The following is a 15,278-nucleotide window of genomic DNA, read 5'->3' on the forward strand; positions in this document are numbered from 1 at the left end:
TCAGTGCTCCTTGTGCGTGAAGGCGCAGTGCGCCTCATGACTGAATTGCGGGTAGTGAAAGCCGGTGAAGGGCTGGCGCGACAGGTCCCAGAATTCGGCCTGCGCGGGCCCCTGGCAGACCGTCAGCCGGGCGCTGTCATCGACCTCGCCGATGTGCGCGCAGTGCAGGCCCTCGAAGGCGAACGCGGCAGCGACCGTGGGCAGGTCCGCGGAGTCGAGAGTCATCACGAAACCGTAACTGGGGAACACCTGCAGCCAGCGCTCCAGCACGGTGTCGGCCGGTTGCGGCAGGGCCGCCAGATCGATCAGCGCGCCGCAGCCCTTGGGTTCGAGCAGCATCAGCAGGGTACCGAGGATGCCGGCGTTGCTGATGTCCTTGGCCGCGTGCAGCAGCCCGGCTTCGGCCAGCCGCGGGATTACTTCGAGCTTGTCGCGCAGGCGCTGCGGGGCGACGTTCTCGAAGGCTTTCCAGTACGGCGCGTCGCCATGCCAGCGGCCATCGAGGTCGACCGCCATGGCGATGATCTGCCCGGGGGCCACGTGCAGGGTCGAGAGCAGATTGCGCGCCCAGCCGCTGACCGCCACGGCCAGCGCCGCCGGGTTGCCGACGGCCTGGCTGGTGTGGCCGCCGGCAAGGATCAAGCCGTAGGCCTCGCAGGCCGCGCGGATCCCCGCCAGCACCTGCTCGGCGGCGGCGACATCGTTGTGCCAATAGGCATTGACCACCGCCGTCGCCCGTCCGCCCATGGCAGTGATGTCGCTGACGTTGGCCATGACCGCCGACCAGCCGGCGAACCAGGGTGCCTGCTCGACGAAGGCCGGGATCATCCCTTCGATTGCCAGCAGTTGATACTGATCGCCGCAACGAATCGCCGCGGTATCGTCGCCCGGCAGGGCGTAGAGGTCGTCGCAGCTTTGGCCCTGGGGTGCCAATGCGCGGGCCGGTTGTTGGATCGCCAGTTTCGAGCGCATCGCCGGGGTGTCGCGCAGGCGCGCGAGCAGGGCCGTCAAGGTCGCTTGGGGACTAGTCATGAGCCGGGGCCTTTTTGCCCAGCAGCGAGGTCTGCCGGCGCATGAATGGGTAGCGTTCGAGCCGCGCCTGCATCAGGCAGTGGGGATGGCCGAGCAGCTCGAGCGCCTCCAGGGTGTGCCAGTGCAGGCTGTGGAAATAGCCTTCGTTGGCCTGTTGCACGGTAGCGAGGAAGGTCTGGCAGCCCAGGTCGATGGCCCGCGACACCGCCTCGTTGACCAACGCCTTGCCGATCATCGCGTGCCGCCGGTACTGGCGCTCGACGCACAGGCGCCCGCCGTACCAGACGCCTGGCTCGGTCTGGTAGATGCGCACCGCGCCGATGACCTGCTCGGGCATGCCGCAGTGGTGGGCGACGGCGACGATGGGGATGGCCTGGAAGTCGTTTTCGTCCTTGTCCTGGGCGAGCAGGCGTTGCTCGTCGCTGAACACGGCGCGGCGCAGGCTGTAGTAATGCTGGCGCTCCCAGGCTTGATCGGCGGGCTTGACCAGCAGGTCGCCGGCGAGGAATTCGCTGAAGGTCCCATCGACCAGAGCGAAGGCGTGTTCGGCCATGGCGTGCGCTCCCGTTACTCGTGGTGTTTCAGGGCCGAGCAGGCGCCACATTTGGCGCAACCGGCGTTGATGTTGTCGGAGTGCAGGCCGTGCCTGCGCAGGCTGGCGCCGATGCGCGGGTAGAGGCGTTGCATGAAGGCACTGTCGGGCTTGGGATGACGCGCCAGCGGGGTGCCGTCGATGGGCACGAAGGGCACCACGAAGGGGTACACCCCGGCGCTGGCCAGGCGTTCGCTCATGTGCGCGATGGCGTCTTCACTGTCGCCCAGGCCGGCGAGGATGTAGGTGCTGACCTGGCCGCGGCCGAACACCTGCACGGCGGCGTCGAAGGCGCTGAAATAGCGCTCCAGCGGCACCTCGGCCTTGCCCGGCATGATGCGTTGGCGCACCGCGTCGGTGACAGCTTCGAGGTGCATGCCCATGGACACCACGCCGCTGTCCTTGAGGCGCTGGAACCAGGCGTCGTCGTCCGGCGGCTCGCACTGCGCCTGGATCGGCAGGTCGACCACGGCGGTCACGGCGGCGGCCGACTCGCACAGGATGGCGGCGCCGCGATCGTTGGTCTGCGGCGTGCCGGTGGTCATCACCATGTGCTTGACGCCGTCCAGTTCGACGGCGGCCTTGGCTACCTCGGCGAGCTGTGCGGGGCGCTTGCGGGCGATGGTCTTGCCGCTCGCCAGCGACTGGCCGATGGCGCAGAACTGGCAGGAGGTGGCGGCTTCGTTCATGCGGATGCAGTGTTGCAGAACGGTGGTGGCGAGCACGTCCTTGCTGTGCAGAGTGGCGATCTTCCAGTAGGGGACGCCGTCTTCGGTGTCGAGGCCGTAGAACTTCGGTACACCGGGCAGTTGCACCTGGCCGACCTGCAGGCCCTCGCGAAAGATCAGCGCCTGGGCGCCGCTGCTGTCGGGCACGGCGGAGTAGAGCGAGTCGAGGGAGGCGCGGTTGAGCATCGGCACCATGGCGGTGTGCTCGCCCAGGCTCAGCGCCTTGTGATCCGATGGCCCGGCCCCGCCCTTGCGCGACAGGCCGTCGGCGCCTTGCCAGCGCACGCCGTGGCATTGCAGTTCGGCGAGGAGGTCTGCGGCGGACGCAGGCGTACGCTCGGGATCTTGTGTGTGCTGGCCGACGCCTTCGCCAGCAAGCTGTGCTCCTACAGGGTGGGCGGCGCTATCTGAAGCTGAGTCGTACACCTGTGGGAGCAAGGCTTGCCCGCGAAGAGGCCCTTGCAGCTTGTGCAAAATCGTCGAGTCATTCATGGCTGTGCTCCCCGCAAGTCTGTTGCTGCTCATGCACATGCGCCGTCGCCCGTCGGTCGATCAGCAGGCTCAGCAGCTCCGGCCGGCTGTAGTGCCCCACCGAATCCATCATGCGTTTGCGTTTGTCGATCAGAGCGAAATCCAGGTCGGCGATCACTGCGCCTTCGCCCTCGGTGCGCTGCCCGAGCACCTTGCCTTCCGGCGAGACGATGGCGGTAAAACAGCCGCCGCTGATGGGCTCCAGCGCGCAACCGGTGTCGGCCATGATCTGCGCCTGTTGCTCGGCATCCAGCCAGGCGGTGGCATTGACCACGAAGCAGCCGCTTTCCAGGGCGTGATGGCGAATGGTGACTTCCATCTGCTCGGCGAAAATCTGTCCGACCAGCGAGCCCGGAAACATCGCCGCGTGGATCTGCTCGCCGTCGGCCATCAGCGCATAGCGCGCCAGCGGGTTGTAGTGTTCCCAGCAGGCCAGCGCGCCGATGCGCCCGACTGCGCTGTCGGTGGCGCGCAGGCCGGAGCCGTCGCCTTGGCCCCAGACCATGCGTTCGTGATAGGTGGGGGTGATCTTGCGTCGGTGCTGGATCAGGCTGCCGTCGGCGTCGAACAGCAATTGCGCGTTATAGATTGTGCCGCCATCGCGCTCGTTGACGCCGATGCAGGCGACGATCCCGGCTTCGCGGCAGGCTTCGCCGATCTGTTGGGTGACGTCAGAGGGCACGGTGACGGATTGTTCGAGCAGTTGCAGGTGCTGCTTGCCCATGGCGAAGGGCGGCTGCACGAAGGAGAAATAGGGGTAGTAAGGCACCACGGTTTCCGGGAACACCGCGAACTGCACGCCCTCGCGGCCGAGGTCGAGCAGGGTGGCGCAGAGTTTGGCGACCGTGGCCTCGCGTGAATACAGCACGGGGCTGAACTGGACGGCGGCGGCGCGGATGATGGGCATGGTGGGGCTCCTGGCGGTGATCTGGGGGGGGCGCGTCTGACCGTCGATCAATGGATCCTGTAGCGGGGGGGCTTGCCCCCGAAAGATCGTGCCAGCGATATCTCTCTGGCGGATATACCGCAATCGGGGGCAAGCCCCCTCGCTACAGGGAGCTGCGTGGGTCACGCCGTCCAGGTATCGATGATCATCGCGCCCTCGCGGCGCATCAGCAGGCGCAGGTCCATGACATCCAGCGGGTTGATCGGGCGAATGCCTTCGATCAGGGCTTTTTCGGTTTGCCCGTACAGGGCCTGCAAGGCAAAACGGCAGGCATACACCTCACCGCCCTCGGCCATGAACGCCTTGATCTGATTGTTGACCGCCAGATGGCCGGGGAAGGCCTCCGCGCCCAGGGTCGGAAAGCCGCGTTGCACACCCAATTGCACGCCCGGTCCGTACAGCAGAATCTTGGTTTCGAAGCCTTTGCGCAGCAGGCGCTTGGCCTGCAGCATGTTGACCAGGCCGATGGAGCCCTCGAAGGCGATGGTGTGGAACGTCAACAGCGCTTTTTCACCCGGTTCGGCCTTGACGTCCTCGAAGACCTTTTCTTCGTAATTGACCAGGAAGTCGCCGTCTTGATAGTGAGCAATGTCCACGTTTGGCATATCGTCATCTCCGTTGTCGCGTCGCTGTTATCGATGGCCGAGAGCGGCTGATCGGGTTGCAGCAGTACAGTGCGAGGGACGTGCCAGGGCGTGAAACTATTCTTTATCTCTTTGATTAACAATGAATAATTGGATCTGATCCGGCTTTTAGAGTGGATTCTGATCCGCCCGAATCTCTACGCAACTTCGTGTTAATACGAAGTTGCGTAGACAAAACAACGAGATTTCGTGATGCCGCCGACTCAGTGGCCATTAAGCGCCGAGAGCGCCACCGAGGTCGCCGCGGTGCGTGTCTCGACGCCGAGCTTGATGTAGATGTGTTCCAGGTGCTTGTTCACCGTGCGCGGGCTGAGGCCGAGGATGTCGCCGATGTCCTTGTTGGTCTTGCCGCACGTGACCCAATGCAGCACTTCGATTTCCCGCTCGGTGAGGGCGAAACGCGTGCCCAGACAACGCTGCGCCGAAGCGTCCTCGAAGCTGGCCTTGCGGGTGGTGGCCGACTGCAGGATGCGCGCGGTGCGCAGGTGCGAGGCGATCCGCGCCAGCACCTCGTTGCACTCGATGGGCTTGGTCACGTAGTCGATCGCGCCGGCCTCGAAGCCCTTGACCACATGCTCGCTCTCGGTCAGCGCGGTCATGAACAGCACCGGAATGTCCGCGCTCAACGCGTCGGCCTTGATCTGCCGACAGGTGTCGAACCCGTCCAGCCCCGGCATCAGCGCATCCAGCAGGATCAGATCCGGGCGACGGCGCTGGATGCGGCTCAGGGCGCTGTTGCCGTCTAGCGCCACCAGCACGCGGTAGCCGGCGTCGTCCAGCGCGTCGGACAGCAGCGCCAGGTTGTCCGGCGCATCGTCGACGATCAGGATGGTGCCTTTAGAGGAGCTCGTGGGGGTGTTCATTGATGCTCTCTGTCAGTACCCGATTCAGTTCATCCAGGCGAAAGCCCCGGGCCAAGGTGCGCAAGCGCGCGACCACGGTGGCGCTGTCGGGCCAGCGTCGTTCGATGCTCGTGAGCTGCGCTTGCAACTCGATCATGTCGCCATCGGCGCACAACTCGCGCAGCAGCTCCAGTTCGGCCCGGGCCAGCGCCCGCTGTGGCGCCTTGGGGCTCGCCAGTGACGGCGCGGGGCGTAGCCAGGTCAGTTGCAGGTGATGTTCGATGCGGTCGAGCAAATGTTGCAGATGCACCGGTTTGGCCAGGTAGTCGATGGGGTGCAGGTCGTGATCGGCGCGCTCGTCGATCAGCGCGTTGGCGTGGGCCGATACCACCACGATGGGCGCCAGGCTCTGCACGTTGCGCCGGATCAGTCGGCTGGTTTCCCAACCGTCCATCTGCGGCATGGACAGGTCCATGAGGATCAGGTCGGGCTTGAGCAGCGACACTTGGCGGATCGCTTCCTGGCCGTTGGCGGCCTGGGCGACATTGAAGCCCAGGGGCGTGAGCATGCCGCTGATGACCTGACGGTGCTCGACATGGTCGTCCACCACCAGCACCAGACGCGGCGGCCCGGCATAGCCGATGAGGTCGTGGTCGGTATGAATGATCGCTTTCGGTACCCGCACTTCGGACAGATACAGCCGCACCTGAAACCGCGTACCGGCGCCCGGCACACTGCTGACGGATATCTCGCCGCCCATCAGCGCCGTGAGCATGCGGGTGATGGTCAGCCCAAGGCCGACGCCGTTGTCGTGACGGTCGATCTCGCCCCGTTCGAACGGCTGGAAAATCCGCTCCAGCTGGTCCTCGGCAATGCCGATGCCGCTGTCGATGATCTCGAAGGTCGCGGTCTGCCGGCGGTAGCTGACCCGCAGGCGGACTTCGCCGCTGTCGGTGAAATTTACCGCGTTGCCCAGCAGGTTGATCAGGATCTGCCGCACGCGTTTCTCGTCGCCGCGCACCACCGGCGGCAGCTCGCCGATGATCTGCAGGCCGAAACCCAGGCCCTTGTCTCGGGCGGCGGGGGCGAACAGGCGCTCCAGATCGCGGATGAAGTCCGTGAAGGCGATTTCCGACGGCTCCAGGCGCAACTTGCCGGCCTCGATCTTGGCCACGTCAAGCAGGCCGTCGATCAGCGACAGCAAGTGCGAGCTGTTGCGCAGAATGGTCGCCAGGGCCTCTTGCTGGCGCGGCGGGGTACTGGCGTCACGCTGCAGGATCTGCGTGTAGCCGAGGATGCTGTTGAGCGGGGTGCGCAGTTCATGGGACAGGCCGGTGACGTAGCGGCTCTTGGCGGCATTGGCGGCTTCGGAGGCTTCCTTGGCGCGCTGCAGGGCCAGATCGGTCTGCTCGTGGGCTTCGATTTCCTGCATCAGCAGGGCCGTCTGGCGTTCGGATTCTTCCTGGGCCACGTGGCGGCTTTCGCGGGTCAGCACCACCCACCAGGCCAGCACGGCGGCGAACACGCACAGCGCCAGAAACGCCTTGATGAACGCCAGGGTCAAGGTGTGCTGGGTTTGCCACGAGTGTTCGGCGAGGTTGTGGGTGACCTGGGTGTACACCAGGGCCAAGGCGCCGGAGAGCAGCGCGATGAGCACGGCGAGGATGCCCATGTAGTGCGCCAGCCGGGTGTGCAGATTGCGCGAGAAGGATCTGGGCAGCAGCCGCGCCAGGCAGTCCTCCACTTGCATCAGCAGCCGCGAGCGCGGTTTGCATTGATCGCCGCAACGCACTTCCAGCGAACAGCACAACGAGCAGATCGGTGAGGCGTACGCCGGGCACCAGGCCATGTCGGGGCGCTCGAAGGGGTTGCTGCACACGCCGCAAGTCACCGTCGCCGTGCTGCCCTGGGGATACAGCAGGCCGGGGTCGCTTTCCCGGGCCAGGTAGTAGCGGCCTCGGGTGATCCAGGCGATCAGTGGGGCCACGATCAACGCGGTGATCAACGCCAGCAAGGGCGGGGCGGCCTGGGCCAGGGCGCCGAACCAGCCAAAATGCGCGAGCATCGACACCAGCGACGCCACGCCCATGGCGCCGACCCCCACCGGATTGACGTCGTACAGGTGCGCGCGCTTGAACTCGATGTGCGGTGGCGACAGCCCCAGCGGCTTGTTGATCACCAGGTCGGCCACCAGCGCGCCGATCCAGGCGATGGCGATGTTGGCATAAAGACCGAGCACCTCGCCGATGGCGTCGAAGATGCCCATCTCCATCAACAGCAGGGCGATGACCACGTTGAACACCAGCCACACCACGCGCCCGGGGTGACTGTGGGTCATGCGCGCGAAGAAGTTCGACCAGGCCAGGGAGCCGGCGTAGGCGTTGGTGAGGTTGATCTTGACCTGGGAGATGACCACCAGCAGGGCCATGGCCGCCAGCGCCCATTCCGGCGAATGGAACACGTAGCTGTAGGCGACCAGGTACATCTGCGTCGGCTCGACCGCACGCGCCACCGGTACTTCGTGCTGAATCGCCAGGAATGCCAGAAAGGCCCCGGCCATCAGCTTCAGCGCCCCCGGCACTATCCAGCCGGGCCCGGCCAGCAGCAGGGCGGTCCACCAGCGCAGGTTGTTCTGCGCCGTGCGCTGCGGCAAAAAACGAATGTAGTCGACCTGCTCGCCGATCTGCGTCACCAGTGACAGCACCACGCTCAGGGCTGCACCGAACAGCAGCAGGTCGAAGGTGCCTGCCTCGCCATGGCGCCCGGCGAAGGAGGTGAAATCGCTCAGCGTGCCTGGGCTTTTGTAGATAACGAACACGTAGGGCACGATCAACAGCGCCAGCCACAACGGCTGCGACCACATCTGCAGACGGCTGATCAGGGTAAAGCCGTAAGCGGCCAGGGGGATGATGATCACCGAACACAACACGTAGCCCCAGGCCAGGGGGATGTGGAAATACAGCTCCAGGGCCAACGCCATGATCGCCGCTTCCAGCGCGAAAAACAGAAAGGTGAAGCTTGCGTAGATCAGTGAAGTGATGGTCGAGCCGATGTAGCCGAAGCCGGCGCCGCGGGTCAGCAGGTCCATGTCGACGCCATAGCGAGCCGCGTAGTAGCTGATCGGCAGGCCGGTGAGCAGGATGATCAGCGCCACCGCCAGCACCGCCCACAGGGTATTGGTGAAGCCATAGTCCATCACCAGGGTGCCGCCCACCGCCTCCAGCACCAGGAACGACACCGAACTCAAGGCGGTGTTGACGATCCGCCCTTCGCTCCAGCGCCGGAACGAGGAGGGCGCGTAACGCAAGGCGTAGTCCTCCATGCTCTCGTCGGCGACCCAGCGGTTGTAGTCGCGGCGGATCTTGGCGATGCGTTGGGTGCCGGGGATGGTCAAGGCGGTGCTCCAGAGGCGCGGGATGCGGCCAATCTGCATGCAGGGCGCGTGCCTGATGCGAGCGCGAGAATGCCGCAATTGCGGGCATTTGGCGCTATGTCAAATGACGTACGGCGCTACGTCATGATGCGTATACCGGGAAACGTCCACTCGCCCCATTCTTGCTGCCACAACGCAGACGCCCTTCCACACAGGAGCAGCAAGATGGACACGACGAAAACGAGGGGCACCCAAGGGTTTCTCCCGCCGGGCCTGGCCAAAGGTGCAGCGGCCTTGTCGCTGATCGCGGCCGCGGTGTTCGGCCCCTTGGCGCAGGCGGCCGACGTCAACACCACCGGGCTGGCCGTCACCGACACCACGGTCACCGTCGGTCAGTTGCACTCGGCCACCGGCACCATGGCGATTTCCGAAACCGGTTCGATCCAGGCCGAGCGCCTGGCCATCGAGCAGATCAACGCTGCGGGCGGCATCCTGGGGCGGCAGATCAAAGTGGTCCAGGAAGACGGCGCCTCGGACTGGCCGACCTTCGCTGAAAAGGCCCGCAAGCTGCTGGTCAACGACAAGGTCGCCACGGTGTTCGGCTGCTGGACCTCGGCCTCGCGCAAGGCGGTGCTGCCGGTCTTCGAGAAAGAAAACGGCCTGCTCTACTACCCGACTTTCTATGAAGGTCTCGAGCAGTCGAAAAACGTCATCTACACCGGCCAGGAAGCCACCCAGCAGATCCTCGCCAGCCTTGACTGGATCGCCAAGGAGAAGGGCGCCAAGACCTTCTACCTGATCGGCTCGGACTACATCTGGCCGCGCACCTCCATGAAGATCGCCCGCAAGCACATCGAAAACGTCCTGCACGGCACTGTGGTGGGCGAAGACTACTACCCGCTGGGCAACACCCAGTTCGGCTCGCTGATCAACAAGGTCAAGCTGAAAAAGCCTGACGTGGTGTTCGCCGCCGTGGTCGGTGGCTCCAACGTGGCCTTCTACAAGCAGCTCAAGGCCGCCGGCGTGACCGCAGACAAACAGACCCTGCTGACGCTGTCGGTGACCGAGGACGAACTGCTCGGCATCGGTGGCGAGAACATGGTCGGCTTCTATGCCTCGATGAAGTACTTCCAGTCCCTCGACAATCCGGCCAACAAGGCGTTCGTTGCGGCGTTCAAGGCCAAGTACGGCCCTGATTCGGTGATCGGCGACGTGACTCAGGCTGCGTATCTGGGCCCCTGGTTGTGGAAGGCGGCAGTGGAGAAGGCCGGCAGTTTCGACGTCGACAAGGTGGTGGCGGCTTCGCCGGGCATCGAGATGACCAATGCGCCTGAGGGCTACGTGAAGATCCACGAAAACCATCACCTGTGGAGCAAGGCACGCATTGGCGAAGTCCAGGCCGACGGCCAGTTCAAGGTGGTGCACGAGTCGGAGCTGATCGAACCCAATCCGTTTCCCAAGGGCTATCAGTAAGGCCACACCCAAGACCCCACCGCATCCCGTGTAGCAAGGGGGCTTGCCCCCGATAGGCCGGTCAGCAACGAAGATGGCGCTGGCATGATTTTTCGGGGGCAAGCCCCCTCGCTACAGGGTTTGTCGGTGGGGAGTGTTGCTGATCCACGGGAGGTTCATAGATGGAATGGCTATCGCAATTCGGCGCCATCGCCGCCATGCAGGGCTTCAATGGCCTGTCGGTATTCTGCGTGTTGCTGTTGATGGCGTTGGGGCTGGCGATCATTTTTGGCCAGATGGGCGTGATCAACATGGCTCACGGTGAGTTTCTCACCATCGGCGCCTACACCACCTACGTGATGTCGTACTTGACCACCACGTATTTCCCGGCGCTGCAGCCGTACTACTTTTTCTTTGCCATCGCCCTGTCGTTCCTGGTGGCAGGCGCGGTGGGCTGGCTGGTGGAGTGGATCATGATCAGCCGCCTGTACCACCGGCCGCTGGACACGCTGCTGGCCACCTGGGGCCTGTCGTTGATGATGCAGCAGACGTTCCGTTCGGTGTTCGGCGCCCGCGAAGTCAGCGCCGAGCCACCGCAGTGGCTGATGGGCTCGTTCAGCCTCAGCGACGCCATCGATATCCCCCGCAACGGTGTGTTCACCATGGTCCTGACGGTGCTGATGACCGCCTTGATCTTTCTGCTGCTGTACCGCTCGCGCTGGGGCCTGCAGGTGCGCGCCACCATGCAGAACCGGGTGATGAGCCGTGCCGTGGGGATCAATACGAAAAAGGTCGACCGCATGACCTTCGCCCTCGGATGCGGGGTGGCCGGGGTGGCCGGCGCGGCGTTCACCACCATCGGCTCGACCGGGCCGACGGCGGGTTCGCTGTACATCGTCGACACCTTCCTGACCGTGGTTTTCGGCGGCGCGGCGAGCCTGTTCGGCACCATCGCCTCGGCGTTCGCCATCGCCCAGACGCAATCGATCTCGGAGTTCTTCATGACCGGTTCCATGGCCAAGGTGCTGACCCTGTCGGCCGTGGTGTTGATCCTGATGGTGCGCCCGCAAGGGTTGTTCGCCAGCAAGCTGCGTAAGTGAGGCTCTGCATGAATGCGCTCGACAAATTGCTCGGTGGCCGCCAGGGCACCCTTGGCCTGCTGATACTGGCCGCATTGATCCTGGTGGTGTTCCCGCTGTGCCTGGATGCCTTCCGGCTGAACATGGTCGGCAAGTACCTGACTTACGCCTTTGTGGCGGTTGGTCTGGTGCTGTGCTGGGGCTACGGCGGCATCCTCAGCCTTGGCCAGGGGGTGTTCTTCGGCCTGGGCGGCTACTGCATGGCGATGTTTCTCAAGCTGGAGGCTTCGACGCCCGAGGCGACGAAAATCCAGTCCACCCCGGGCATTCCGGACTTCATGGACTGGAACCAGATCACCGAACTGCCGGCGTTGTGGGTGCCGTTTCACAGCTTCACCTTCACGCTGGTGGCGGTGATCGTGGTGCCGGTGTTGCTGGCGCTGGTGATCGGTCTGGCGATGTTCAAACGGCGGGTCGGCGATGTGTATTTCTCCATCGTCACCCAGGCCATCGCGCTGATCCTGACGGTGCTGATCGTCGGCCAGCAAGGCCTGACCGGCGGGGTCAACGGCATCACCGATCTGAAGACGCTGCTGGGCTGGGACATCACCAGCGACAGCGCCAAGCTGCTGCTGTACTTCATCAACGCCGCGCTGCTGCTGGGCTGCATCGTGCTGGGCAAGTTCATCCTCGCCTCCAAGCTGGGCCGGTTGTTGATGGCGATGCGCGACAAGGAAGAACGGGTGCGTTTTTCGGGTTACGACGTGGCCAGCTTCAAGGTCTTCGTGTACTGCGTGGCCGCGGCGTTTTCAGCCATTGGCGGAGCGATGTTCGCCTTGCAGGTGGGCTTCATGTCGCCGTCGTTCGTGGGCATCGTGCCGTCCATCGAGATGGTCATCTTCGCCGCCGTGGGTGGGCGCATGTCGCTGCTCGGCGCGGTGTACGGCGCGTTGCTGGTGAACTACGGCAAGAGCTACTTCTCCGAATCCTTCCCCGAGCTGTGGCTGTACCTGATGGGCGGCTTGTTCATCGTCGTGGTCATGTACTTCCCCAACGGCCTGGCCGGGGTCTGGGACAGCCAGTGGCGCAAATGGCGCAGGCGCCATGCCAAGACACCTCAGGTGCTGGCGCCGGCCGCTGCGGCCAAGGCCCCGAACGCCGAGCAAACCCTGGAGGTGCAGCCATGACGGCCGTCGGTTTCGAGAGCAACAAGCCGGTGCTGGCCATCGAAGGCCTGACCGTATCGTTCGATGGCTTCAAGGCGGTGGACGACCTCAACCTCTATATCGACCGCAATGAAGTGCGGGTGGTGATCGGCCCCAATGGCGCCGGCAAGACCACCGTGCTCGATCTGATCTGCGGCAAGACCCGCGCCACCAGCGGCAGCATTCAGTTCGATGGTCGCGAGCTGACCAGGATGCACGAGTACGACATCGTCCGCGCCGGGGTCGGACGCAAGTTTCAGAACCCCTCGATCTACGAAAATCTCTCGGTGTTCGAGAACCTCGAGATGTCCTATCCGGCCGGGCGCAAGGTGCTCGGCGCGCTGTTCTTCAAGCGCACCAGCGAGGTGGTGGCGCGGGTCGAGCAGGTGGCGGGGGAGATCTTCCTCAGCGAGCTGCTGCAACAGCAGGCCGGCTTGTTGTCCCACGGCCAGAAGCAGTGGCTGGAGATCGGCATGCTGCTGATGCAGGACCCGGACCTGTTGATGCTCGACGAGCCAGTGGCGGGCATGAGCGTCAGCGAGCGGGTGCAGACCGCCGAACTGCTCAAGCGCATCAGCCAGGGCCGCTCGGTGCTGGTGATCGAGCACGACATGGAATTCGTCAAGAGCATCGCCCACAAGGTCACTGTGCTGCATCAAGGCAAGGTGCTGGCCGAGGGCAGCATGGAGTCGGTGCAGAACAACCCGAAAGTCATCGAAGTGTATCTAGGTCATTAACCGGGGGGCGTTCATGTTCAACATCAAGCAGCTGTCCTGTGGCTACGCCCAGAGCCAGATCCTCCACGACCTGGACCTCAATGTCGGCAAGCAGGAGATCGTCGCCATCATGGGGCGCAACGGCATGGGCAAGACCACGCTGTTCAAGAGTCTGATGGGCGTACTGCCGCAATGGCGCGGCCAGGTGCAGGTCGACGGCGTCGAGGTGTCCGGGCTGGAAACCCACGCCCGCGTCGCCAAGGGCATGGCCTACGTGCCCCAGGGGCGGATGATCTTCCCGGCCATGACTGTGCTGGAAAACATCCAGACCGGCCTGCCAGCGTCGGCGCGCGGGGTGGTTGCGCAGGACCTCTACGACCTGTTCCCGGTGCTCTACGACATGCGCACGCGCAAAGGCGGCAACCTCTCGGGCGGCCAGCAGCAGCAATTGGCGATCGCCCGGGCACTGGCCACCAATCCCAAGGTGCTGCTGCTCGATGAGCCCACCGAGGGCATCCAGCCGTCGATCATCAAGGACATCGCCCGCACCCTCAAGGACATCCGCACCTTGCGCGACCTGACGATCGTGGTCTCCGAGCAGGTGCTGTCGTTCACCCTGGACATCGCCGACCGCTTCCTGGTCATCGAGAAAGGCCGCTTCGTGGTCGAGGAAACCCGCGCCAACGTCGACGAAGCCACCATCAGCCGTTACCTGTCGGTGTGACAGGTCCGCTTTTTATCACTCAGGAGCCATGCCATGACTGAAACACTGATCAAAGTCGACCTCGACCAACCCGTGACCGAAAACGAACAGGTGCACAACCGCTGGCACCCGGACATTCCCATGGCCTGCTGGGTCAACCCGGGCGATGACTTTATCCTCGAGACCTATGACTGGACTGCCGGGGCGATCAAGAACGACGACGATGCCAGCGACGTGCGCGACGTCGATTTGTCGACAGTGCATTACCTGTCCGGCCCGGTGGGCGTGCACGGTGCCGAACCCGGTGACTTGCTGGTGGTCGATCTGCTCGACCTGGGTCCCAAGGCCGAGTCGCAGTGGGGCTTCAACGGGTTTTTCTCGCGGCAGAACGGCGGCGGCTTTCTCACCGACCACTTTCCGCTGGCGCAGAAGGCCATCTGGGATTTCAAAGGGGTGTACACCAGTTCGCGGCACATCCCCGGCGTCGAGTTCGCCGGCCTGATCCACCCCGGCTTGATCGGTTGCCTGCCGGACCCGGTGATGCTCGCCGAATGGAACCGCCGCGAACAGGAGCTGATCGATACCAACCCGAGCCGTGTGCCACCGCTGGCCAATCCACCGATGGCGCCCACCGCGCACATGGGCAAGCTCAAGGGCGAGGCCCGCGACAAGGCGGCCCAGGAAGGCGCGCGCACGGTGCCGCCGCGCGAGCATGGCGGCAACTGCGATATCAAGGATCTGTCCCGTGGCTCGAAAGTGTTTTTCCCGGTGTACGTCAAGGGCGCGGGGCTGTCGGTGGGCGACTTGCACTTCAGCCAGGGGGATGGCGAGATCACGTTCTGCGGTGCGATCGAGATGGCCGGCTGGGTGCATATGAAAGTCGAGCTGATCAAGGGCGGCATGGCCAAGTACGGGATCAAGAATCCGGTGTTCAAGCCCAGCCCGATCGTGCCCAACTACAACAACTTCCTGATTTTCGAAGGCATCTCGGTAGACGAGCAGGGCCAGCAGCATTATCTGGATGTCAATGTGGCCTACCGTCAGGCTTGCCTGAATGCCATCAACTACCTGACCAAGTTCGGCTATTCGCCGGCTCAGGGGTATGCGCTGTTGGGCTCGGCGCCGGTGCAGGGGCATATCAGCGGCATAGTCGACATTCCCAATGCGTGCGCGACCTTGTGGTTGCCGACGGATATCTTCAAGTTCGATATCAACCCGAGTGCGAGCGGGCCGACGAAGTTTATCGATGGGACTGTGGATTTGCCGATTGCGCAGGAAAAGTAGCTTCAGGGTGGTGAGGTCGCCACGGTGACTGCCTTTGTGACTGCCTCCAGGGCTATCAATGGGGCTGCCTTAAGTGGATATCCCTGTGGTGGGGGGGGGGGGGGGGGGGGGGGGGGGGGGGGGGGGGGGGGGGGGGGGGGGGGGGGGGGTA

General features: G+C 64.2%; 13 protein-coding genes. 6 read left to right on the plus strand and 7 right to left on the minus strand.

Annotation, left to right across the window (positions count from 1 at the left end; translation table 11 throughout):
- The 7 genes from AC3WJP_RS11225 to AC3WJP_RS11255 form a co-directional block, all read right to left on the minus strand.
- Entirely contained in the window at window positions 1-1,032 is a 1,032-nt protein-coding gene (locus AC3WJP_RS11225) for a sll0787 family AIR synthase-like protein (protein ID WP_493721334.1), read from the minus strand.
- Window positions 1,025-1,585: an MSMEG_0567/Sll0786 family nitrogen starvation N-acetyltransferase gene (locus AC3WJP_RS11230; protein ID WP_493721335.1), complete on the minus strand. Its 561-nt coding sequence runs from the start codon at window positions 1,583-1,585 to the stop codon at window positions 1,025-1,027. The genes AC3WJP_RS11225 and AC3WJP_RS11230 overlap by 8 nt, the downstream gene beginning before the upstream one ends.
- A gap of 14 nt (window positions 1,586-1,599) precedes the next feature.
- The gene (locus AC3WJP_RS11235; protein ID WP_493721336.1) at window positions 1,600-2,844 is read right to left on the minus strand and encodes an MSMEG_0568 family radical SAM protein; all 1,245 of its coding nucleotides are present in this window, start codon (window positions 2,842-2,844) and stop codon (window positions 1,600-1,602) included.
- Complete coding sequence (locus tag AC3WJP_RS11240) at window positions 2,837-3,790, minus strand: Nit6803 family nitrilase (protein ID WP_493721337.1); 954 nt, start codon at window positions 3,788-3,790, stop codon at window positions 2,837-2,839. The genes AC3WJP_RS11235 and AC3WJP_RS11240 overlap by 8 nt, the downstream gene beginning before the upstream one ends.
- A 161-nt stretch (window positions 3,791-3,951) precedes the next feature.
- On the minus strand, window positions 3,952-4,434 hold the full coding sequence (locus tag AC3WJP_RS11245) for an MSMEG_0572/Sll0783 family nitrogen starvation response protein (RefSeq protein WP_493721338.1): 483 nt from the start codon (window positions 4,432-4,434) through the stop codon (window positions 3,952-3,954).
- 242 nt (window positions 4,435-4,676) lie between these two features.
- Window positions 4,677-5,336 (minus strand): response regulator, encoded by a 660-nt coding sequence (locus tag AC3WJP_RS11250; protein WP_493721339.1) that lies wholly within the window; start codon window positions 5,334-5,336, stop codon window positions 4,677-4,679.
- Entirely contained in the window at window positions 5,311-8,748 is a 3,438-nt protein-coding gene (locus AC3WJP_RS11255) for a hybrid sensor histidine kinase/response regulator (RefSeq protein WP_493721340.1), read from the minus strand. The genes AC3WJP_RS11250 and AC3WJP_RS11255 overlap by 26 nt, the downstream gene beginning before the upstream one ends.
- Before the next feature lie 165 nt (window positions 8,749-8,913).
- On the opposite strand from AC3WJP_RS11255, the gene urtA reads away from it, so the two are divergent.
- The 6 genes from urtA (at window position 8,914) to fmdA (ending at window position 15,127) form a co-directional block, all read left to right on the plus strand.
- Window positions 8,914-10,161, plus strand: coding sequence for an urea ABC transporter substrate-binding protein (gene urtA, locus AC3WJP_RS11260; protein WP_493721341.1), 1,248 nt, complete (start codon window positions 8,914-8,916; stop codon window positions 10,159-10,161).
- A 161-nt stretch (window positions 10,162-10,322) separates the two neighbouring features.
- On the plus strand, window positions 10,323-11,240 hold the full coding sequence (gene urtB / locus AC3WJP_RS11265) for an urea ABC transporter permease subunit UrtB (protein ID WP_493721342.1): 918 nt from the start codon (window positions 10,323-10,325) through the stop codon (window positions 11,238-11,240).
- A gap of 8 nt (window positions 11,241-11,248) precedes the next feature.
- Complete coding sequence (gene urtC / locus AC3WJP_RS11270) at window positions 11,249-12,406, plus strand: urea ABC transporter permease subunit UrtC (protein WP_493721343.1); 1,158 nt, start codon at window positions 11,249-11,251, stop codon at window positions 12,404-12,406.
- Window positions 12,403-13,161 carry an urea ABC transporter ATP-binding protein UrtD gene (gene urtD, locus AC3WJP_RS11275; RefSeq protein ID WP_493721344.1) on the plus strand — a complete coding sequence of 253 codons (759 nt, stop codon included), beginning with the start codon at window positions 12,403-12,405 and terminating at the stop codon, window positions 13,159-13,161. Before urtC ends, urtD begins: the two co-directional genes overlap by 4 nt.
- Window positions 13,162-13,174: 13 nt before the next feature.
- Entirely contained in the window at window positions 13,175-13,864 is a 690-nt protein-coding gene (gene urtE, locus AC3WJP_RS11280; RefSeq protein WP_493721345.1) for an urea ABC transporter ATP-binding subunit UrtE, read from the plus strand.
- Window positions 13,865-13,897: 33 nt separating this feature from the next.
- Window positions 13,898-15,127 carry a formamidase gene (fmdA, locus tag AC3WJP_RS11285; protein ID WP_493721346.1) on the plus strand — a complete coding sequence of 410 codons (1,230 nt, stop codon included), beginning with the start codon at window positions 13,898-13,900 and terminating at the stop codon, window positions 15,125-15,127.
- Window positions 15,128-15,278: the final 151 nt, after the last annotated feature.

The sequence above is a fragment of the Pseudomonas sp. GW821-FHT01A09 genome, from assembly GCF_058986725.1.

Excerpts from the sequence above, each read along its gene's own strand:
- AC3WJP_RS11235 (WP_493721336.1), bottom strand. The coding sequence starts at position 2,844 with ATGAATGACTCGACGATTTTGCACAAGCTGCAAGGGCCTCTTCGCGGG.
- AC3WJP_RS11230 (WP_493721335.1), bottom strand. The coding sequence starts at position 1,585 with ATGGCCGAACACGCCTTCGCTCTGGTCGATGGGACCTTCAGCGAATTC.
- urtA (WP_493721341.1), top strand. The coding sequence starts at position 8,914 with ATGGACACGACGAAAACGAGGGGCACCCAAGGGTTTCTCCCGCCGGGC.
- AC3WJP_RS11255 (WP_493721340.1), bottom strand. The coding sequence starts at position 8,748 with ATGCAGATTGGCCGCATCCCGCGCCTCTGGAGCACCGCCTTGACCATC.
- urtE (WP_493721345.1), top strand. The coding sequence starts at position 13,175 with ATGTTCAACATCAAGCAGCTGTCCTGTGGCTACGCCCAGAGCCAGATC.
- fmdA (WP_493721346.1), top strand. The coding sequence starts at position 13,898 with ATGACTGAAACACTGATCAAAGTCGACCTCGACCAACCCGTGACCGAA.
- AC3WJP_RS11240 (WP_493721337.1), bottom strand. The coding sequence starts at position 3,790 with ATGCCCATCATCCGCGCCGCCGCCGTCCAGTTCAGCCCCGTGCTGTAT.
- AC3WJP_RS11245 (WP_493721338.1), bottom strand. The coding sequence starts at position 4,434 with ATGCCAAACGTGGACATTGCTCACTATCAAGACGGCGACTTCCTGGTC.
- AC3WJP_RS11250 (WP_493721339.1), bottom strand. The coding sequence starts at position 5,336 with ATGAACACCCCCACGAGCTCCTCTAAAGGCACCATCCTGATCGTCGAC.
- urtC (WP_493721343.1), top strand. The coding sequence starts at position 11,249 with ATGAATGCGCTCGACAAATTGCTCGGTGGCCGCCAGGGCACCCTTGGC.
- AC3WJP_RS11225 (WP_493721334.1), bottom strand. The coding sequence starts at position 1,032 with ATGACTAGTCCCCAAGCGACCTTGACGGCCCTGCTCGCGCGCCTGCGC.
- urtB (WP_493721342.1), top strand. The coding sequence starts at position 10,323 with ATGGAATGGCTATCGCAATTCGGCGCCATCGCCGCCATGCAGGGCTTC.
- urtD (WP_493721344.1), top strand. The coding sequence starts at position 12,403 with ATGACGGCCGTCGGTTTCGAGAGCAACAAGCCGGTGCTGGCCATCGAA.